18 protein-coding genes are annotated in these 20,020 nt (G+C 64.6%); 7 read left to right on the forward strand and 11 right to left on the reverse strand.

What is annotated here, in order from left to right; genetic code table 11:
* Window positions 1-79: 79 nt before the first annotated feature.
* Window positions 80-505, forward strand: coding sequence for an HIT family protein (locus ABIB78_RS18530; RefSeq protein ID WP_429027098.1), 426 nt, complete (start codon window positions 80-82; stop codon window positions 503-505).
* Window positions 506-609: 104 nt separating this feature from the next.
* Here ABIB78_RS18530 and tsaA read toward each other — a convergent pair whose 3' ends face one another.
* The 5 genes from tsaA to ABIB78_RS18555 all read right to left on the reverse strand — a co-directional run bounded on the left by tsaA (window position 610) and on the right by ABIB78_RS18555 (window position 4,420).
* On the reverse strand, window positions 610-1,101 hold the full coding sequence (gene tsaA / locus ABIB78_RS18535; protein WP_429027100.1) for a tRNA (N6-threonylcarbamoyladenosine(37)-N6)-methyltransferase TrmO: 492 nt from the start codon (window positions 1,099-1,101) through the stop codon (window positions 610-612).
* A gap of 3 nt (window positions 1,102-1,104) precedes the next feature.
* Window positions 1,105-2,085, reverse strand: coding sequence for a Bug family tripartite tricarboxylate transporter substrate binding protein (locus tag ABIB78_RS18540; protein WP_429027102.1), 981 nt, complete (start codon window positions 2,083-2,085; stop codon window positions 1,105-1,107).
* Between the two features lie 61 nt (window positions 2,086-2,146).
* The gene (locus tag ABIB78_RS18545) at window positions 2,147-2,491 is read right to left on the reverse strand and encodes an AzlD domain-containing protein (protein ID WP_429027104.1); all 345 of its coding nucleotides are present in this window, start codon (window positions 2,489-2,491) and stop codon (window positions 2,147-2,149) included.
* On the reverse strand, window positions 2,488-3,240 hold the full coding sequence (locus ABIB78_RS18550) for an AzlC family ABC transporter permease (RefSeq protein ID WP_429027106.1): 753 nt from the start codon (window positions 3,238-3,240) through the stop codon (window positions 2,488-2,490). The genes ABIB78_RS18545 and ABIB78_RS18550 overlap by 4 nt, the downstream gene beginning before the upstream one ends.
* Window positions 3,241-3,340: 100 nt before the next feature.
* On the reverse strand, window positions 3,341-4,420 hold the full coding sequence (locus tag ABIB78_RS18555; RefSeq protein ID WP_429027108.1) for a transglycosylase SLT domain-containing protein: 1,080 nt from the start codon (window positions 4,418-4,420) through the stop codon (window positions 3,341-3,343).
* 121 nt (window positions 4,421-4,541) lie between these two features.
* Between ABIB78_RS18555 and ABIB78_RS18560 the strand changes: the two genes are divergently transcribed.
* The gene (locus tag ABIB78_RS18560; protein ID WP_429027110.1) at window positions 4,542-5,471 is read left to right on the forward strand and encodes a glycine/sarcosine/betaine reductase selenoprotein B family protein; all 930 of its coding nucleotides are present in this window, start codon (window positions 4,542-4,544) and stop codon (window positions 5,469-5,471) included.
* A 156-nt stretch (window positions 5,472-5,627) separates the two neighbouring features.
* Here ABIB78_RS18560 and ABIB78_RS18565 read toward each other — a convergent pair whose 3' ends face one another.
* Window positions 5,628-6,641, reverse strand: a complete 1,014-nt coding sequence (locus tag ABIB78_RS18565; RefSeq protein ID WP_429027112.1) for a bile acid:sodium symporter family protein — start codon at window positions 6,639-6,641, stop codon at window positions 5,628-5,630.
* 105 nt (window positions 6,642-6,746) lie between these two features.
* Between ABIB78_RS18565 and ABIB78_RS18570 the strand changes: the two genes are divergently transcribed.
* Window positions 6,747-7,598 carry a LysR family transcriptional regulator gene (locus ABIB78_RS18570; RefSeq protein ID WP_429027114.1) on the forward strand — a complete coding sequence of 284 codons (852 nt, stop codon included), beginning with the start codon at window positions 6,747-6,749 and terminating at the stop codon, window positions 7,596-7,598.
* 729 nt (window positions 7,599-8,327) lie between these two features.
* Here ABIB78_RS18570 and ABIB78_RS18575 read toward each other — a convergent pair.
* Together ABIB78_RS18575 and ABIB78_RS18580 are read right to left on the reverse strand one after the other, a co-directional pair.
* Window positions 8,328-9,380, reverse strand: a complete 1,053-nt coding sequence (locus ABIB78_RS18575; RefSeq protein WP_429027116.1) for a phenylacetaldoxime dehydratase family protein — start codon at window positions 9,378-9,380, stop codon at window positions 8,328-8,330.
* A gap of 35 nt (window positions 9,381-9,415) precedes the next feature.
* A complete protein-coding gene (locus tag ABIB78_RS18580; protein WP_429027118.1) occupies window positions 9,416-10,426 on the reverse strand; it encodes a carbon-nitrogen hydrolase family protein in 1,011 nt (336 codons plus the stop codon).
* A 218-nt stretch (window positions 10,427-10,644) separates the two neighbouring features.
* On the opposite strand from ABIB78_RS18580, the gene ABIB78_RS18585 reads away from it, so the two are divergent.
* The 3 genes from ABIB78_RS18585 to ABIB78_RS18595 all read left to right on the forward strand — a co-directional run bounded on the left by ABIB78_RS18585 (window position 10,645) and on the right by ABIB78_RS18595 (window position 13,656).
* Window positions 10,645-11,601, forward strand: a complete 957-nt coding sequence (locus tag ABIB78_RS18585; RefSeq protein ID WP_429027120.1) for a helix-turn-helix domain-containing protein — start codon at window positions 10,645-10,647, stop codon at window positions 11,599-11,601.
* A gap of 151 nt (window positions 11,602-11,752) precedes the next feature.
* On the forward strand, window positions 11,753-12,106 hold the full coding sequence (locus ABIB78_RS18590) for a PilZ domain-containing protein (RefSeq protein WP_429027122.1): 354 nt from the start codon (window positions 11,753-11,755) through the stop codon (window positions 12,104-12,106).
* Window positions 12,107-12,234: 128 nt separating this feature from the next.
* A complete protein-coding gene (locus ABIB78_RS18595; RefSeq protein WP_429027125.1) occupies window positions 12,235-13,656 on the forward strand; it encodes an MFS transporter in 1,422 nt (473 codons plus the stop codon).
* A gap of 86 nt (window positions 13,657-13,742) precedes the next feature.
* Here ABIB78_RS18595 and clpA read toward each other — a convergent pair whose 3' ends face one another.
* Window positions 13,743-16,151, reverse strand: coding sequence for an ATP-dependent Clp protease ATP-binding subunit ClpA (clpA, locus tag ABIB78_RS18600; RefSeq protein WP_429027127.1), 2,409 nt, complete (start codon window positions 16,149-16,151; stop codon window positions 13,743-13,745).
* Window positions 16,152-16,409: 258 nt separating this feature from the next.
* A complete protein-coding gene (gene clpS, locus ABIB78_RS18605) occupies window positions 16,410-16,742 on the reverse strand; it encodes an ATP-dependent Clp protease adapter ClpS (RefSeq protein WP_092125690.1) in 333 nt (110 codons plus the stop codon).
* 498 nt (window positions 16,743-17,240) lie between these two features.
* On the opposite strand from clpS, the gene ABIB78_RS18610 reads away from it, so the two are divergent.
* On the forward strand, window positions 17,241-19,208 hold the full coding sequence (locus ABIB78_RS18610; RefSeq protein WP_429027409.1) for a pilus assembly protein TadG-related protein: 1,968 nt from the start codon (window positions 17,241-17,243) through the stop codon (window positions 19,206-19,208).
* 72 nt (window positions 19,209-19,280) lie between these two features.
* Here the strand turns inward: ABIB78_RS18610 and ABIB78_RS18615 are convergent, their stop codons facing one another.
* Window positions 19,281-19,619, reverse strand: a complete 339-nt coding sequence (locus ABIB78_RS18615) for a phasin family protein (protein WP_429027131.1) — start codon at window positions 19,617-19,619, stop codon at window positions 19,281-19,283.
* Window positions 19,620-20,020 lie beyond the last annotated feature (401 nt).

Below are 20,020 nucleotides of genomic sequence, written 5' to 3' on the forward strand. Positions count from 1 at the left end.
CATGATCCGGAAAAGTGTGACGCGGTTTTCCGAAACGATCATGCCTAAACAAAAGCTACAAAAATCCGAGGAGCCGCCCATGCCCGCCGCCTATGACAACAACAATCCCTTCGCAAAAATCCTGCGCGGCGAGTTTCCCTGCTACAAGGTCTACGAGAACGAGCACGTGATCGCCTTCCTCGACATCATGCCGCGCTCGCCCGGGCATACGCTTGTCATCCCGAAGGCCCCTGCCCGCAATATCCTCGACGTCACGCCTGACGACTACGCCCATGTCGCGCGCGCCGCGCACAAGATCGCCGCCGCTTCGATGAAGGCGTTCGAGGCCGACGGCATCACCGTGCAGCAATTCAACGAGCCCGCCGGCGGCCAGGTCGTCTTCCATCTCCACATGCACGTGATGCCGCGCAAGAACGGCGTCGCACTGCTGCCGCCCGCCAGCCACAAGGAAGACGGCAAGGTGCTGGAGGCGAACGCGGCGAAGCTGATCGCAGCGTTGAAGTAGGCACGGCCATTTTGAAGCCCGGATGAGCGAAGCGATATCCGGGAAGGCTGGCGATATTGGTCCCGGATGTCGCTTCGCTTATCCGGGCGACGGCGTCGCGCCCGTCACTCCGTCTCGAAATCGCCCGGCTGTGGCGGGGCCAGCGGGGTGAACTCGCAGCGGTCGGGTTTGACATCGATCAGCGGCGTCTCGTCGAGGCAGTCGAGGCCGCGGACCAGAATGACGCTGCCCTCGACACCGACCAGCTTGACGATCGAGGTCCCGATCGGGTTCGGACGCACCGGCGAGCGCAGCGAGAAGGTGCCGCGGGTGTTGCCGTTGTTCTTCGGGCTTTGCAGCACGATGTCGCGGCGCGACTGGTGCAGCCAGTACAGCACCTCGAGATTTGAATAGAAATCGACGCCCTTGATCGCGGCGACCCAGGGCTCGAAAATCTCGAGCCGGCACACCGGCCCGTCATGCCGCCCCTGCCGCGGCGTCGCCAGCCGCGAGGTCCAGGGTGTGCGGATACGGCCGATGAACACGAGCCCGGCGTGGCGAGCCGTCGGCATATCGACGGCGACCTCGCCCTGGCGCAATTCCATTTCACGTACCATGTCTCAGTCCAACGATATGTTCAGCGCCTTGACCACGCCCGCCCACCGCGCGCGATCGGCATCTACGAATTTGTCGATCTCGGCCTGGCTCTTCGCGTGCAGCGGCGGAAAACCGATCCTGACCAACGAAGCGCGAAACGCCTCGTCATTCAAGGCCCGGTCGAGGCTCGCCTTGATCTTGTCGGTAATCTCGTCAGGCACTTTCGACGGCGCTGCGATACCATACCAGACGCTGACCGCATAATCGGGATAGCCGCTCTCGGCAATCGTCGGCAGATCGGGCAAGTCCGGAATGCGCTCCGTCGAGCTGACGCCGAGCGCGCGCAGCATGCCGGACCTGACCGGCGGCAGCGCAGTGCCGAGCGTATCGAACATCAGCTGGATGTTGCCCGACAGCAGATCGGTCAGCGCCGGCCCGGCGCCCTTGTAGGGCACATGGGTCATCTCGACGCCGGCCATCTGCTTGAACATCTCGCCGGCGAGGTGAACCGTGCCGCCGGTGCCGGCCGATCCGAAATTGAGTTTTCCGGGATTCTTCCTGGCATAGGCAACGAACTCGGCGATCGTTGTGGCGGGCACTGAGGGATGCACCTCCATGATCATCGGCGCATCCGTTATCACGGACAGCAAGCGAAAGTCCCTGGCCGGATCATAGGGCAACTTCTTGTAGAGCAGCGGATTGAGTACGAAGATCGAGGCGGCTGTCACGAACAGCGTGTAGCCGTCGGGATCGGAGCGCGCCACGGCCTCGGCGCCGATCGCGCCCTGCGCGCCGGCCTTGTTCTCGACCACGACCACCTGCTTGAGATCGCGCCCGAGATACTCGCCGACGATGCGGCCGAGCACATCGGTCGGTCCGCCCGCGGCATAGGGCACCACGAGCTTGATCGGACGCGTCGGATAATCTGCGGCGCGCGCCGGCAGCGCCGCCACCAGCAAGGCGGCCAGAGCCACGATGAAGGACGATGATGCGCGCCGCTGCATGCCGTTTCCCCCGGTGTTGTTTTGTTGGGGACGACAGTAACGGATAATGCGCTCGCCGCAATCAGCCGAGCCAGTATTTGCCAGCGAGCATGACGATTTCACCCGCGATCACACCGGCGAAGATCGATTTCCTCGCCAGCATGAACACCACAAAGCCGGCGGCGACGGCGCCGTAGCGCAACCAGTCCGGCACGCTGGCAAGCGCACCCGGCGGCTGCACCACGATCTGCGCGATGATACCGGCGAGGATCGCGGTGGCGACCGCCCTCACCCAGACCAGAAGCTCGGAATTCTCGTCGATTCCGCCGCCGAACCACAGGCCGAGCATGCGCCATATCTGGTTGGGAATGACGCCGGCCACGAACAGGATCGCAAGCGCGTGCCAGTCGCCGATGAAGGTGCTCACGCGCGCGCCCTCACGATGCCCGCTCTCGCCCGATGCACGCCATAGGCGATGGTTCCGGCGACGACGCCGCTGACCAGGATGTCGACGCCGCTGTTCAGCATGGCAGCCAGCGGGAACAGCAGCAGGCCGAGCACCAGCGCGATGACATCGGCGAGCTCGCGGCAGTTGCGCGCGGTCGAGAACAGGAAGGCGAGCGGCGTCAGCATCAGCATGCCGGCGGCCAACAGCGGCGTGAGGTTGGCCGCGAGCGTGTAGCCGATGGTGTTGGCGATCAGGCAGACCGTCACCAGCCCGCAGCCGAGCCCATGGATAAAGGCGATGCGGCGGTTGCGCGGCACTTGCGGCAGGAAGCGGAAGCATTCGACCCACAGCGTCACGGCGGTCAGATGCGCCACAAGGATCAGATGCCGGCGCTTGGTGTCTTCCGTGTGCATCATCGGCAACACCGACACCACCATCGGGAACAGCCTGATGGCGCTGACGGTGACCGCGATCGCCGATTGCAGCACGGTGGCGCCGGAGCCGAGCGTCGTGATCACGATGATCTGCGCGGGCCCTGCCCAGACGAACGCCGTGCTCGCCAAGGTCCAGCCCAGCGAGAAACCGGAATCATGCGCCAGCGCGCCGATGCCGAGATAGGTCGCAAACAGCACCAGGGTCAGCACGGTCGCGCCGATCGACCGCGCGCCCCACAGGAAGGCGCGGAACGAGGTTTGCCATTGCGGAGAATCAAGCCGAGGAAGCGCCACGGGGAGCCGGATGGTTTTGCAATCGCGGCGGCTTAGGGCGCGGTGACCGCAGGGTCAAGCAAGCGACAACACAGGTCCGGTATGCAGTAGGCCGGCTGGATCACGCCCTGTTCTTCAGCACGAAGCACGCCCCGCCGGCCTTGCGGATGCGGCCGCACAGGCCGTCGGCCTCGGGGCGCGTGTCGGCGCCGATACGCACCTGGTAGAACGTCGCGCTGCCGCGGCTGCGCAGGCGCGAGGAGAGCAGGCTCGGATCCTGATCACCGATCACGTTGGACAGCCGCTTGATGGCACGGGCATACATCGCAAGTGCCTTGTCGCGGCTGAATCCGGCCGCGAGCTGCACGCCCCACAGCTTGGCCGCCGACAGCGTAATGTGCTGCTCGAGCCCGGCCACGAACGGATTGGGCGCGCGCTGCAACAGCGCCATCAGCTCGCGGCAACTCGCGGTCGGCTTGCGCTCCGGCATCTTGCCGCTGCGGCCGGCGGCTGCCCAATCATCAACGCTCGACCCCGTGATCGCGGACACGTAGTTGCGCGTCTCCTGCGGCATGTATCCGGAGCCGGCTAGCCAGTCCTGGATCCGGCGCGGGCCGGCATTGTAGGCGGCCGCCGCAAGGCCGAGATTGCCGAACTGGTTGCGCAGCTCGCTGAGGAATTCGGCCGACTTCGGCAGCGCCTGCACCGGATTGAACGGATCGAGCAGCCCGCGCTCGTTGGCGGTGCCCGGCATGAACTGCGCGATGCCCTGCGCGCGCTGGCCGTTCCGCGTGACGGGACCGACCGCGTCTGCCTGGAAACGGCTCTCCTGCCAGATCACGCGCGCGAAGAATTCGAGCGGCAAATCGTTCGCCCGCGCCGCCGACTCGATCATCAGGCACATCGCCTCGCGGGTGTCGCTCTCCCGCGCATCGTCCGCGGGCTTGTCGGTAGCCGCCGCGGGCTTCTCGGCGGGTGCCGCGGGCGTGTCTGGCTGAGGTGCGGCAGGTTTCCCGGCCGATGGCGCGGTCTGCTCTCCCGGCGCTGGAGCAGCCTGCTCCGCCGGCGAGGCCGCGGGTTTGTCGGCGGGCTTGTCCGCAGGTGGCGTCGCGGGCTGCTCGGCGCCTGGCGGCGGCGCCGGAGGAGCGGCCGGTGCATCCTCCGCGCCGGCGCCCGCCGCGGACGCCAGCAACAGAAGCATGACCAATGCGGCGCAACGACCTGTTCGCATTGCAAATCTGTTCCCGCGCAGCGCGGCTTGACACCGCGAGCTCGTGGTCTAGCTATGGACTGAAATGATGGCGCGCAAAAGGGAGCGCAAAATGGCCGCAGCTTCAGACGATCAACTCGGCTTTGCCCCCGACGACGATGCCCCGATCGGCTACATGAAGCGGACCCGTGATTATTACGCGGCGATCGGCTACACCACCCCCTACCGCTGGGCCCATTACACGTCCGCCCCGTTCGAACCGCTGAAAAAATCGCTGAACCAGTCCCGCATCGCCATCATCACGACGGCGGCGCCGTTCGATCCCGCCAGGGGCGACCAGGGTCCCGGCGCGAAATACAATGGCGGGGCCAAGTTCTATTCGGTCTATGACGGCGACACGTCGCAGCCACACGATCTGCGGATTTCGCACATCGCCTATGACCGCACCCACACCACGGCGACCGACAGCGGCACCTGGTTCCCGCTGGCGCAACTCAAGCGCCTCGCCGCGGCGGGCACCATCGGCGAAGTCGCTCCGCGCTTCTTCGGCGCCCCGACCAACCGCAGCCACCGCGTCACCATCGAGACCGACGCGCCTGAAATCCTCAAGCGCTGCCGTGACGACAATGTCGATGCCGCAGTGCTGGTGCCGAGCTGCCCGGTCTGCCACCAGACCGTCAGCCTGGTCGCACGCCATCTCGAGGCCAACGGCATCCCGACCGTCGTGATGGGCTGCGCCAAGGATATCGTCGAGCACGCCGCGGTGCCGCGCTTCCTGTTCTCGGATTTGCCGCTCGGCAACTCCGCAGGCAAGCCGCATGACGTGGCCTCGCAGGCCTTCACGCTGGAGCTTGCGCTGCGCGTGTTGGAAACTGCGCCCGGTCCACAGACCACCGTGCAGTCATCGCTCCGCTGGAGCGAGGACGCTTCCTGGAAGCGCGACTACAGCAACGCGGAGGCACTGAGCGCCGAGGAACTGGCCCGCCTGCGCCGCGAGTTCGACGCGCAGAAGGAAATCGCGAAGGGCCTGCGCGTCGCTTAAGCCTGAACGGTTAGCGCGGTCACTTACCAACCTCACGGTGTCATCGCCCGGCTCGACGGGTGATCCAGTATTCCAGAGACGCCGGTCAGCGACGGAGAAGCCGCGGCGTAATGGTCCCCCGGTCAAGCCGGGGGACGACAAGCGGAGGGGCCGCGCTCAGTGCGCCTTCACGAGCACCGGCACCGCATCGTGTGAGGCGGTGTCGTCGCTGTCCGCATAACGCCGCGCCAGCGCTGCGCAGGTCATCAGCTGGATCTGGTGAAACAGCATCAGAGGCAGCACGATCAGGCCGACCGACTGCCCGGCCAGCAGCACGCTCGCCATCGGCAGCCCGCTCGCGAGACTCTTCTTCGAGCCGCAGAACATGATGGCGATGCGGTCGGCGCGGGAGAAGCCGAGCAGCTTACTGCCGAAATTGGTGACCAGCAGCACGATCGCCAGCAGCATCGCATCGAGGCCGAGCACGATCGCCATCTGCGTCGCGTTGACCTGATGCCAGATGCCGTGGCTGACGCCGTCGCTGAACGCGGTGTACACGATCAGGAGGATCGAGCCGCGGTCGACCAGGCCGAGCATCGCATGGTGCCTGGCGACCCAGCGACCGATCAGCGGCCGCGACAATTGCCCTGCCACGAACGGCAGCAAGAGCTGCACGACGATGTCGAGCGCGGCATTGCCGGAGAAGCCGCCATGGCTGGACAGAAGGAAGCCCGCCAGCAGCGGCGTCGCGACGATGCCGAGCAGATTGGAGGCGGTGGCCGAGCACAGCGCCGCCGAGACATTGCCGCGCGCGATCGAGGTGAAGGCGACCGACGACTGCACGGTCGACGGCAGGATGCAGATCAGGATCACGCCCGCCCACAGCGCCGGCGTCAGCAGATGCGGCGCCAGCGCATGGGCCGCAAGCCCGAGCAGCGGGAACAGCGCAAAGGTCGACAGGAAGATCACGAGGTGCAGCCGCCAGTGCCGGGCGCCGACCAGCGCCTCCGTCGTCGACAGTCGGGCGCCGTGGAGGAAGAACAGCAGCGCGATCGCAGCATCGGTGGCGTAGCCGCCGATCACGATGCCCTGTCCGTGCAGCGGCAACAGCGTCGCGAGGCCGACCATGCCGACGATGGCAGCGATGTAGGGGTCGACGGGCATGAATGAGCGCAGGCGGTTGATGGTCATGGTGGGCTTCCTTTCCTTGATTGAAAGGTGGCTCTCCCCATGCCAATTGTGAACTGCGCTTACCGATGTTATTGTCATTACGTTATGAAATGACGGATCGCTGCGATGCTCGACCCAACCCAGCTCGAAACCTTCCTCACCGTGGTGCAGACGCAGAACTTCACCGAAGCCGGCCGCCGCCTTGGTCTGAAGCAGTCGACGGTGAGCCAGCACATCCGCAAGCTCGAGGCCGCCGCAGGCCGCCGCCTGTTCGTGCGCGACACCCATTCGGTGGTGCTCACCGCCGACGGTGAGGCGATGACCGGCTTTGCGCGCCCGATCCTGGAGGCCAACGCGCGCGCCCGCGATTACTTCGAGGGATCGCAAGTGCGCGGCAAGGTCCGGTTCGGCGCCGCGGAGGATTTTGCCAGCTCGCGCCTGCCCGATCTGCTGCGCGACTTCGTCCGCCGCCATCCGCAGGTCGATCTCGAGCTGACGATCGGCCTCAGCGCCGTGCTGTACCAGAAGCTCGACGCCGGCGAGCTCGACCTCGTGCTGGGCAAGCGGAGGCCCGGCGACGCGCTGGGACAGCTGGTGTGGCAGGACCGCCTGGTGTGGACCGCCGCGCCGGGCATGCGGCTCGATCCCGACCAGCCGCTGCCCCTGATCCTGTACGCTCCGCCGAGCGTCAGCCGCAGCGTGGTGCTGGAGGCGATGGAGCGATTCGGGCGGCCCTGGCGCATCGTCTGCTCCAGCGGCAGCCTCAGCGGCCTGCGCGCCGCGGCGCTCGCCGGTCTCGGCATCACGCCGCAGGCGCAAGGCCTGATCCCGGACGGTCTTGAAGCCATGCCGGCGTCAGGCCTACCGCCGCTCGGCAGCGTCGAATTCGTGGTCCGCACCGCGCGCCGGACCAAGCGCGGCCCGGCCACAGAGCTGGCGCTGGCGATCACGGAGCGCGGCGGCCGGCTGCGGCCGTAGAAGTACAACGGTGTTTGGCCGGACGCCGCGGCCCTTCGGCTCAAGCGCTGCGGTCTCTGGAATACTCATCACCCGCATGCGCATGCGCGGGTGATGACACCGCGCCGTGTGACGCCTTGAATCGCGAACCATCCTCATCGTCGTCCCTGCAAAAGCAGGGACCCATAACCACAAATGCCAATTGTTGGGCGATGCTGGAACGACGAGCCCGTTCAACAAGGTCCGCCGCGGCGTATGGGTCCCTGCTCCCGTGCGCAATTGCGCACTAGGCAGGGACGACGTGTTGGAGGAGCCGCGGACTCACATCTCTCCGATGCCATGCCCCGCACACGCATCCAGTACGCCGCGGCCTCTCGGCTCAAGCACAGACGTCTCTGGAATACTGGATCACCCGCAGGAGCCTGTCATCGGGCTCGCCGAAGGCGAGACCCGGTGGGCGGGTGACGACACCGAGCAAGCTGAGGGCATCTGCACGATTTCTGAATAATAGAAGAATGCCACTGATTTGCCCGTCGAGTCAAGTTGCCGTATCCGCCGGCTGCTTTGCGTGGGGTTGTTTTCGATATTTTGGCAGTGCGCCCCTGCGACGGCGGGCTATCGCGTCCGGCTATGACGACGCGGGCATGTCAGCTGCGGAAGCCCGCAAGCGCCATTTGCGATAGCCCTGCCCGCAAGCGGGAGAAGGAATGCAGCTTCGATACACCTCTGCTCGGACCAGGCGCCCCTGCGTCAGGCGGATGGCGCTGCCGCGAGTTGCACCGCGTTGAGCATGCCGGTCCGTTCGTGGCAGCCGAGATACTCGAAGAGCTGCTCGTCGGCGGCGGCGACCGTGACCTCGTGATACAGCCTGAGTTTCGCGTTCGGCCCCAGGGTGGACAGATACTTCATCGCCGCACCAAAGATCCGGACATGGGTTGGATGCGATTCCGCCCAGCGCTCCAGCGCCGCCAGGCTCTTCCACCAGCTCTGGCCGTAGGACTTTTCCGTCTGTCTTCCATCCGCGTCGACGACGCGCATATAGCGGTTGGCGTAGCAGCCGATCGGCACGCCGTCGTCGCGCAGGAACTCCATGCCCTCGCGCAGCACCGGCTCGACATCGTCGAGATACATCTTGCGCTCCGACGCCTCGGTGTCGCTCCAGTCCTGGCCGGAGCGGATCAGGCAGAGATTGTCATGCGCGACCACGCGGACACGCGCGCCGTCACGGATCACGCGCGGCTCGCCGCCGGGTGTCATCGCGTCGGTCTGTGACAGCGGAATGCGGTCGCGCATGCCGCCCCAATAGGCGTGCTCCTGCACCTCGTCACTCATGCCGTCTGCGAGGACAGCGACGCCCTCCGGACGGCCGAGCGACGAGAACAGCGTTTCGTAGCGCGCAACATGCGGCCGCAGCACTTCGATGAAGCGGCCGACGCCATCGCCGGCGCCACCGCCGGTCCAGGCCTCGCGCGCACCGTCGAACCAGGCGTCGAAACGCCCGGCATCGTCCCAATAGGCGACCGAGACGACGTTGGTGAAGCCGGCCTGATCGACATATTGCGCGCGATCCCAATGCGTCGGGCCGTTCTCGCCGGCAAAGCGCTTTGCGATCTGTGCCAGCGCCTCGGCCACGGCGGCGGTCGGCTCGCCGGGATACTGCGCGCCGAAATAGGCCATGATCACGCTTGCGACCGCAGGCTTGTGGCGCGCGACGAAGGATGGATAAGGCGGCGCGTAGTCGTCGGGCACGCGGCGATGACGGGAGCGCGCAGTTTGCAGATGAGACGGAATCGCGGATTCCATGGCAGTCGCCTCCGGGTGGATGTCGCCTGATGCGGTTAGCTCGCAGCCGCGTCGATCTCCTCGAAACTGTCGAGCGGCAGCGTGAAATGCTCGACGCGCTTCGAGGGCTTCCTGTTCAGCAGCAGACGCGTGACGTCGGGTCGCGAATAATGCCCGGCCGGATCGGCGGCGTTCTTGGCGATGCCGATCGCGCCGAGATCGATATCGGCGAGCAGCAGCCCTTCCTGATCGGGCGGCAGCTTCTCGGCGATCGAGCTGCCGTCCGGCCCGTAGATCGCGGCGTGTCCGCCGCCGACATGCAGCAGCGCATGCTTGTCGTCGCGGTCGCACATCTCATCGACCATCGCCTGCGAGACCGTGGCGCAGGGCGCCAGCACGAAGCACGAGCCCTCGACCGCATAGACGCGCGAGGCCGCGTTGTTGACCTCCCAGCCGAGCGCCGGCGCGAACGGGTCGTACAGCGAGAAGCTCGGCCAGGCCGCGACATGCACCTGCTCGTTCTGGGCATACATCGCGTATTTCGACAGCGGTTGCAGATGCTCCCAGCAGCACAGCGCGCCGAGCCGGCCGATGCCGGGGCGGTCATGCACCGCAAGGTCGCTGCCGTCGCCCTCGCCATAGACGGTGCGCTCGGCATGCGTCGGCCGCAGCTTGCGCCGCTTTGCGATGGTCTCGCCGTCGGGTCCGATCAGCCATTGCGCGAGATAGAGGCTGCCGCCGTCGCGTTCGGACAGGCCGAGCACCGCGGTCATCCCGGCCTTCTTCACCGCCAGCCGCAGCTTCTCGGCCTGCGGACCGTCATAGTTCAGCGAGTTATCGAAATAGCGCTGCACAAAACCGCGCCCGATCGCCCAGGCCGGCGAGTCCAGCCAGATGTACCAGGGATAGCCGGGGATGAAGGCTTCCGGGAACGCGATCAGTTTCGCCCCTTTGGCGGCGGCCTCCTCGATCAACGAAATGCTCTTGGCGATGGAGGCGTCGAGGTCGAGCCAGGCGGGCGCGGCCTGCAACACCGCAACGCGATATTTCGGATGTTCGATGCCCATGATGTCCTCCTCGCTGCCGGCCGGACTTGGGAATCCTGGGCCGGTTCGTACTTGATCGGCCCTAGCGGCCTCTGACATCATGCTGCCCCGGGACCGGGAACGCCGTTCGACCAGGACGGAAGGAAAACTCGACTGCGGAGGCGATTCCCCAGCCGGCGCCGGTACGAAGCTTGCTTTGTTTGCGTGGCCAGCGTTTGCACTCGTGAAGGGAGGAAATCATGCCGGCCCTGTTCACCACGGACAACGCGCCCACGCACCGGCGCCTCGCGCTCTGGCGGGACATCGTCTGCGACGTGTTCGTGCAGCTCGACTGCAAGTCCGACCTCGGCACCGCCTTTCACGGCGCCATCACCAGCGCGCAACTCGGTGCGGTGAAATGCTCTATTGTCTCGTCGAGCCGGCAGCGCGTGCTGCGCACGCCGTCGCGAATCGCGCACGCCAGCGAGGACTTCGTGCTGATCGCGCTCGGCCAGCGCGGCTGTGGCGCCGTGCTGCAGGACGGCCGCGAGACCTTGATCCGGCCCGGCGAGTTTGCCTTCTACGACACCACCCGGCCCTATGAGCTGCGCTTCGACGACGATTTCACGCAGACCATCTTCCAGCTGCCGCGTGGGATGCTGCACCGGCGCTTTGCCGGTACCCACGGCCTCACGGCGACCACGTTCACATCGGATCGTCCGGTGCAGCGGCTCGCCTGGCAGTTCATCACGGGACTCTCCGACATCGCCGACAGGCTCGATCCGGACAACGCAATCCGCCTCGCCGATCAGGCCGCCGATCTGCTCGCGATGGCGATGAGCGAGCGGCTCGGCGGCGTGGCGCTACAGGCTTCAACCCACCGTTCCGCCCTGCTCTACCGGCTGAAGGCGCACGTGCTCGCCCATCTGCCGAACCCCGAGCTTGGCCTCACCGAGACCGCCGCAGCGCTCGGCATCTCGCCGCGCTACGTCAACAGCCTGCTGGCCGACGAAGACACCTCGTTCCAGCGCTTCGTGCTGGCGCAACGGCTGGAGCGCTGCAAGCGCGACCTTGCTTCACCGGAACACGCGCATCGCCACATCGGCGAGATCGCGTTCGCCTGGGGCTTTAACGATCTCTCGCATTTCGGCCGCGTGTTCCGCGACCATTACGGCCTGTCGCCGCGTGATTGGCGGCAAAGCCGGGTGCCGAACTGACTTCTCGGGTCGTTTGCGGCGCAAAATAGCCGGGAATCCCGACCTTCACAGATGCAAACAATTTACACTAACTACAACGGGTTCCGTTCGTACCCTTCTTTTCGCAGGTCCGGACCGGTACAGTCCTGCCGTTCATTTAGGAGGATTTCCCATGCAGGACCGGCGCCAGAGCCCACGCGACAAGGTGTTTTACGGTGCGGTTGCGGAGATCAACGAGCGCGGCTCGACGATGGATTGCGTCGTTCGCAACATCAGCGACCATGGCGCGTGTGTTGAATTCGGTGACGCCACGCGACTGCCCGAAGAGATGAATCTGAGCATCGCGCGCAAGGGCCGCTCGTTCCTGGCGCGCATGATCTGGCGGCAGGCCAACAAGGTCGGCCTCGCCTTCCGGATCATGACCTCGGACACGCCGGTCAGCGATCTCGACGAGCGGGTCCGCCGCAGCGAGATCAAGAAGCGGCAGTTGCAGCGTCGCATCAAGGAGTTGCTCGGTCAGGGCTGAGCCGTTTTTCGCGGCGCCCCGCCCTCATATTGAACGCGGCCGGCATCCGGCATTCGGGGGTTGCAAAGGCCAGGCTAATCCAGCATGCGGTAGGCCCGCCACGCCGGAACCGAGAGCCATTTCACGACATGTCGTCCGCGATCATTGAGCATCCCGACGGGCTGCCGCAGCCGCAGCGCAATTGGGCCATTCTCACGATCGCGCTCGGCCTCGTGATGGCCGTCGTCGACGGCTCGATCGCCAACGTGGCGCTGCCGACCATTGCCCGGGATCTCGACGCCAGCCCCGCATTCTCGATCTGGATCGTCAACGGCTATCAGCTGGCGATCACGATCTCGCTGTTGCCGCTGGCGTCGCTCGGCGAAATCATCGGCTATCGCCGCGTCTATCTGGCGGGGCTGTTGCTGTTCACGCTGGCGTCGCTGTTCTGCGCGCTGTCGCATACGCTGCCGCTGCTCACGATCGCCCGTATCCTGCAAGGATTTGGCGCTGCCGGAATCCTCAGCGTCAACACCGCGCTGGTCCGCTTCATCTATCTGCATTCGCAGCTCGGCCGCGGCATCGGCGTCAATGCGCTGGTCGTCGCGATCTCGGCCGCGGTCGGCCCGACCATCGCCTCGTTCGTCCTGGCGGTCGGGACCTGGCCGTATCTGTTCGCCATCAATGTCCCGCTCGGCATCGTCACGCTGGCGCTGGGCTGGCGCTTCCTGCCGCATACGCAGCCCGCGGTTCACGCCTTCGATTGGCAAAGCGCCGCCATGAGCGCCATCGCATTCGGATTTGGCATCAGCGCGATCGACAGCGCCGGCCACGGCGAGGCGCTTTATCTCTGCGCGCTGGAGTTCGCCATTGCCGCGGTCGCGTCGCATCTGCTGTACCGGCGGCAGCAGCATCTGCCCTCGCCGCTGTTGCCCGTTGACCTCCTGCAAATTCCGATCTTCGCGCTCTCGATCGGCACCTCGATCGCCTCGTTCTGCGGCCAGATGCTGGCCTTTGTCGCGATGCCGTTTTATCTCGAGAACCATTTCGGGTATTCCGCGGTGCAGATCGGCCTCCTGATCACACCGTGGCCGATCGCGGTCGCATTCGCCGCCCCGCTCGCCGGCTGGCTGGTCGAGCGCTATCCGGCCGGGCTGCTCGGCGGCCTCGGCCTGCTGCTGTTCGCAACGGGATTGGGCACGCTGGCGTTGATGCCGGCCAATGCGACGCCGATCGACGTGATCTGGCGCATGGCGCTCGCCGGCGCCGGCTTCGGCCTGTTCCAGACCCCGAACAACCGCACCATGATCGCCGCCGCGCCGCGGGAGCGCTCGGGCGGTGCCAGCGGAATGTTAGGGACCGCGCGCCTGCTCGGACAGACCATCGGCGCCGCCTTGGTGGCGATGCTGCTGGCGCGCTATCCGGCCGACGGCACCAGGATCTCGCTGATGGTCGGCGTCGGCTTTGCCGTCGTGGGTGCGGCGCTGAGCACGCTGAGGCTGTCCTCGGCCGGCAGCCGCGGCGCCGACCAAGTGCGGGTCCATGAGGGCCAGCGCCTGAAGGGCGAGTGACGCGGCGCGGCCGATACGCCCTTCATCGCCGCTAACAAAAAGGCCGGCTGTGAGCCGGCCTTTTCGATTTCGTACTTGTAAGCCCCTCAGACCTTGACCATCGGCCCCTTTGAGGCCGGCCCCTTGGTGCCGCCTCCGCCGCCGTTGTTCGGACCGCCCTTCGGCGGCTTGCGCTTGCGCGGCGGCAGGCTCTCGGGCTTCGGCGTGACCGGGCCCTCGACATACTCGAAGCCGATCTTGTCCTTGGCGGTCGCCTCGTCCTTGACCAGGACGACGCGGACGTGTCCGCCACCCTTGAGCTGGCCGAACAGAACTTCATCCGCGAGCGGCTTCTTGATGTGCTCCTGGATGATGCGCGCCATCGGACGCGCGCCCATCTGCTCGTCATAGCCGTGCTCGATCAGCCAGGCCTTGGCGGGCTCGGACAGCTCAATCGTGACGTCGCGGTCGGCGAGCTGCGCCTCCAGCTGCAGCACGAACTTCTCGACCACCATGCCGATCACCTCGGCATTGAGGTGCGCGAACGAGACGATCGCATCCAGCCGGTTGCGGAACTCCGGCGCGAACTGGCGGTTGATCGCCTCGTGATCGTCGCCTTCCCGCTTCGAGCGGGTGAAGCCGAAGGCCTGTCGCGCGAGGTCGGCCGCGCCCGCATTCGTGGTCATGATCAGGATCACGTTGCGGAAGTTGACCTGCTTGCCGTTATGGTCGGTGAGCCGGCCATGATCCATGATCTGCAGCAGCACGTTGTAGAGATCCGGATGCGCCTTCTCGATTTCGTCGAGCAGCACCACGCAATGCGGATGCTGGTCCACGCCATCGGTGAGCAGGCCGCCCTGGTCGAAGCCGACATAGCCGGGAGGTGCGCCGATCAGGCGCGACACGGTGTGCCGCTCCATATATTCCGACATGTCGAACCGGATCAGTTCGACGCCAAGCGAGGCCGCGAGCTGCTTTGCCACCTCGGTCTTGCCGACGCCGGTCGGACCCGAGAACAGATACGAGCCGATCGGCTTTTCCGGCTCGCGCAGGCCGGCCCGCGACAGCTTGATCGATGCGGCCAGCGCTTCAATCGCCTTGTCCTGACCGAACACAGTGCGCTTCAGCGTCTGCTCGAGATGCTTCAGCACCTCGGCATCGTCCTTCGACACGCTCTTCGGCGGAATCCGCGCCATGGTCGCGATCGTGGTCTCGATCTCCTTGATGCCGATCGTCTTCTTGCGCTTGCTCTCAGCGACCAGCATCTGCGCCGCGCCGGATTCGTCGATCACGTCGATCGCCTTGTCGGGCAGCTTGCGGTCGTGGATGTAGCGCGAGGACAGCTGCACCGCCGCCTCGATCGCCTCATTGGTGTATTTCAGCCGGTGGTAATCCTCGAAATAGGGCTTCAGGCCCTTGAGGATCGCGATCGCGTCTTCCACGGTCGGCTCGTTGACGTCGATCTTCTGGAAGCGCCGCACCAGCGCGCGGTCCTTCTCGAAGTGCTGACGATATTCCTTGTAGGTGGTCGAGCCCATGCAGCGGATCGTGCCGGAGGCCAGCGCCGGCTTGAGCAGATTGGATGCGTCCATCGCGCCGCCGGAGGTGGCGCCGGCGCCGATCACGGTATGGATCTCGTCGATGAACAGGATGGCGTTCGGATGCGCCTCCAGCTCCTTCAAGACCTGCTTCAGCCGCTCCTCGAAATCGCCGCGATAGCGGGTGCCCGCAAGCAGCGTGCCCATGTCGAGCGAGAACACGGTCGCGGCCGCCAGCACGTCCGGCACATCGCTGTCGACGATGCGCTTGGCGAGGCCTTCGGCGATCGCGGTCTTGCCGACGCCGGCTTCGCCGACGAACAGCGGGTTGTTCTTCTGGCGGCGGCACAGCACCTGGATCGCACGGCTGATCTCGGCATTGCGGCCGATCACCGGATCGATCTTGCCGTCCCGCGCCTTCTTGTTGAGGTTGACGCAATAGGTATCGAGCGCCTCGCCCTTCTTCTTGGCGTCCTCGTTGCCCTTGGTTTCGGTTTCCTCGTCGACGCCGCGCACCGGCCGCGCCTCGGACACTCCGGGCCGCTTGGCGATGCCATGGCTGATGTAGTTGACGGCGTCGTAGCGCGTCATGTCCTGCTCCTGCAGGAAATACGCGGCGTGGCTCTCGCGCTCCGCGAAGATCGCGATCAGCACATTGGCGCCGGTCACCTCCTCGCGACCGGACGACTGGACGTGAATCACCGCGCGCTGGATCACGCGCTGGAACCCGGCGGTCGGCTTCGCGTCGTCGGCGCCGTCCGTCACCAGGTTCTCGAATTCGGTCTCGAGATAATTGACGAGACTGGTCCGGAGCTTGTCGAGATCGACGCTGCAGGCCCGCATCACCGCCGCCGCATCCGAGTCATCGATCAGCGACAGCAGCAGATGTTCGAGCGTCGCGTATTGATGGTGACGCTCGTTCGCGATCGCCAATGCACGATGCAAGGATTGTTCTAGGCTTTGGGAAAAAGTAGGCATTCGCGTCCTCTATGGCCCCCGGCCATCATGATCGCCATTACCGGGTCAGGCAATAACAACCTTCGTGATCGCCATTGATATAGTTACGACGGATCGTGGCGAAAGACCGGTCCCACGATGATGGTTTTCTTCTAAAATTCAGGCGCCAGGACTTGATCCGGCCGCGCCCGTGATCATTCGGGAACGCCGTTCGCTGCCGTCAAAAACGCGATGCAAGACCCGTTCCGCTTCCCGCGGCAGGTCAATCGTTCCCGCGAACTATTTCTTTTCCATCACACATTGCAGTGGATGCTGATGCTTGCGCGCGAAGTCCATGACTTGCGTCACCTTGGTCTCGGCGATCTCATAGGTAAACACGCCGCACTCACCGATCCCGTGATGGTGAACGTGCAGCATGATCTGGGTCGCCGCCTCGGCGTCCTTGTTGAAGAATCGTTCCAGCACGTGAACCACGAACTCCATCGGCGTGTAGTCGTCGTTCAGGATCAGGACGCGATACAGGTTCGGGCGCTTGGTCTTGGGCTTGACCTTGGTGATGACCGAGGTCGAGGGGCCGCTCCCCGCTCCATTGCGGTTGTCGTCATTGCTCATTTTCGGCACCGGCGCGGCGGGCACCGCCGGCATGGACGAAACCGGCTCGGAGATCGGGACTGTCAACGTGGATCGCAGCATGGCTCAGGCGTTTGAATTTCCCAGGGGAAACCGGATGGCGATTGGATGGTGGTCGCGATGGTCGCAAGACTGATCGCGGAACCGCCAGCAATGCTTCCAGATTGCCGCTCCCGGTCCGATCCGGCGGCCGGATCGACCTCCCGAATATGGGCCTCGCGAGGCCCTGCCGCAAGCGCTGACCCGCCGCGGCCCACCGGTCCGATTCCCGGCGCGGCAACCCTTGGAAGGTTAATCATTTCTGCCTGATTTGACAAAGGCGCCGGGCGTCCAATTTAGACGGCATTCAGGATAGCGAGCGCTTTTGCCCCGCTTTTGATCGTCCACCGGGCCGGTGGCCGAGGTTTCGAAGACCCGATTCACCTTCTGTTTAGCCGCGAACGTGGAGATGGCCGCGCAATCCATTTTGACGAGAGCGCTATGCTTGGCTCAGCCATTTCCAATCGTGTTCGCGCCGCTGTCCGCCGGTTTTCCAAGGCAACCGACGGCAATGTCGCGGTGATCTTCACCTTCGCGATCCTGCCGATCTTCGCCTTCGTAGGGGTCGCGGTCGACTATACCCGCGCCAACAACGCCCGCACCGCGATGCAATCGGCGCTCGATTCGGCCGCGCTGATGCTGTCCAAGGATCTGACCATGGGCAACATCACGGCCGCGCAGATTCCCAGCAAGGCGCAGAGCTACTTCAACGCCCTCTTCACCAACAAGGACAGCCAGGGCGTTTCCGTCTCGGCCACCTACACGACCCCGACCTCGAACACGGCGGCGACCATCCTCCTGAGCGGATCCGGCCACATCAATACCTACTTCGTGCAGGTTGCGGGGTATCCCTCGACGATGAATTTCGGCAGTTCGACAACCAGCACCTGGGGCAACGTCAAGATGCGCGTCGCCCTCGCCCTCGACAACACGGGATCGATGAAGGACGACGGCAAGATCACCGCATTACGAAACGCGGTGGCCGGAACCGGCGGCCTGATCGACCAGCTCAGTGCGCTGAGCAAGAACAACGGGGACGTCTATGTCTCCGTCATTCCGTTCGCCAAGACCGTCAACCTCGGCTCCAGCAACTATAGCCAGAACTACATCGACTGGACCGACTGGCTCAATCCTCCGACCGCGCAGCCCGCCAACATCAACGGTTTCCAGGCGACACTTCCCATCAACTGGCATGCCGTCGGACCTGGCGCGAGGTGCCCATTTACCAACAGCCTCGGCAATACTAATGGTGCCGCAAACGGTGGCTTCGTTTGTAAAACGGGTCCCACAGCAAGCGACAGTTCGACCACCACAACGATTCCGTCGACGACGGTCACGATCAACGGCGCAAGCGTCAAAAATCCCATTTGCCCGACTGCCGAGACGTTCACCGCTCCATACACCTTCGTGAAGTACAATGGCTGCTGGAGCAGTGAACCGACCGGCCTGACGGAAACATTCTGTAGCGGAAGCTCGAATTGCAGTTGCCCAAAGAACTCCTCGGGCTCCCCCGTCACGGGTTGCAACTGCTTCGGCAGCGGCAGCAGCAAGTACTGCACCGGCTTGACCTATGTTCACAACTGGACACAGCCCGGTCCCAATGACCTGACAGACAATCCCGGTCAACCGAGGGTGTCCGCCGTGGTCGGATTCAAGGACAATACTAGCACCACTAACAAGGACCACATCTGGACTCCCAACGCCGTCGGGGTCGCAAATGACTGGCGCCAACCTTCCACCAACCCAATCAGCACCTGGACCGGCTGCGTGACAGACCGCACCCAACCCAACGATGCGACCGGCGTGCTGCCGGCGTCGTCCGATGTCACGACGCTGTTTCCCGCCTACGAGTATTTCGAAAACAGCACAGCCTATTGCAACAGCAGCGCCTCGACGTCGCTCGAGCCGATCATCCCCCTGAGCTACAACTGGAGCGCGCTCAAGACGGCGGTCAATGCCATGCAGCCGACCGGTGGCACCGACCAGTCAGTTGGATTGGCCTGGGCGTGGCAATCTTTGCTGGTGGGCGGCCCACTGAACACGCCGGCAGAGGATTCCAACACGACCTATAACCGGGTCATCATCCTCTTGTCCGACGGTTTGAACACCGAAGACCGCTGGCCGGATTATGGCAACGGCAGCAGCCAGGCCTCTGGCAATCCGATCGATGTGCGGCAGGCCCTGCAGTGCCAGAATCTGCAGGCCGCGAAGGATTCCGGCGGGTCGCCAATGTACACGATCTACACCATCCAGGTGAACACGCACTCGCCCGCCGATCCGACCTCGACCGTCCTGAAGAACTGCGCCAGCAGCCCCGACAAGTTCTTCATGCTGACCAGCTCGACCCAGATCCTGACGACGTTCAATACGATCGGAACCGCGCTGAGCAAGCTGCGGCTGGCGAAATAGCCGCCCGCTCCAAGTCCAACAAAAAAGCCCGGCCGAATGGCCGGGCTTTTCGTTTGTGGAGGTCAGCGACGCTTACTGAGCAGCGGGCGCAAACTTGGAGACCAGACCTTCATAGGGTTTGAAGGTCTGCTTGGCGCAGTCGCTGTACAGGCCGGCGATCTTCTGCGATTCCGCGACGAAGGTTTCGTAGGACGAGCGCAGGTACTCGGTCTGGGCCTCGAGCGCCTTGTCCAGCGACTTCACGCCCGACAGCTTCTCGACGAACGACTTGGTGTCCTCAAAGGACTTCTTGGCATAGTCGCCATAGGCGGTGGCGATGGCCTGGACGCCGCTCTGCAGGTTGTTAGCGGACGCGGTAACGGACTCGATATGCTCTTTGCCGTAGTTCTGAATGTCTTCGATCTTGACCATGGATGGATTTCCTTTTCCCAGACTTGAAGGCGCAAATTCCCATTGCCGGGAAGCTCCCGGCCCCCTGACGCCGATAGGAATATCGCATTGCACAATATAGTCAACAATTATTGTGCAACGCACAATCACACAGCCCGAATCTTCGGCATTTGCGATAAACCCGGGGGGACCGCGCAACGGTTGCTTAATCTTTTGGAAACTCAGGCCGCCTAACCTGATTCCCGGACTTTGTTCGCCTTCCGACAGACGGCCTCGAAAGCTGTTTGTGAACAACACCTTAGCTAGAAGAGCGACCTGAGCCGCCACTGGGGCCGATAGCTTGGCCCGAAGTGGTTTGTTGCGCAGGCAAGGATCGACGGCCGCCGGGCACAATTTCGCCTCACGGGCCAGTGATCTAGATA

The organism is Bradyrhizobium sp. I1.14.4 (assembly GCF_050435825.1).
Classification (GTDB): Bacteria; Pseudomonadota; Alphaproteobacteria; order Rhizobiales; family Xanthobacteraceae; genus Bradyrhizobium.